This is a genomic window from Desulforhabdus sp. TSK, assembly GCF_022836495.1.
Taxonomy (GTDB): Bacteria; Desulfobacterota; Syntrophobacteria; order Syntrophobacterales; family Syntrophobacteraceae; genus Desulforhabdus.
The window spans coordinates 1-255 of record NZ_BQXM01000251.1 but is presented as its reverse complement, the minus strand read 5'-3'; the positions used below and the strand labels follow the sequence as shown (position 1 = coordinate 255).

The window sequence follows — 255 nt, the reverse complement described above, 5'->3', positions numbered from 1 at the left end:
GCTTCGTTCCATCCCTCGCTTCGGCGAGGACGGGTTGTGGTTCCACAAAGACATCGGCTTCTCGCGTGCAGGCAGCCTCACCAAGACTCTGGTGGAGTTGGCCTCTCGCAGTTCGGCCGGCATGACGGCAGAGCAGTTGGGGACAAAGCTCCGATGCCGTTGCCATTCGGTTCTCGTTCAGTTGTGCCGACAAGGCAGGCTCCAGCGCCACAAGATCGGATCTTCTCATATCTACCTTGCCATGGATCCTCACAT

At 58.4% G+C, this 255-nt stretch carries 1 pseudogene; it reads left to right on the top strand.

The annotated features are described in order from the left end of the window. Positions 1 to 255: pseudogene (locus tag MWC30_RS22290) on the top strand (hypothetical protein); the annotation flags it as partial.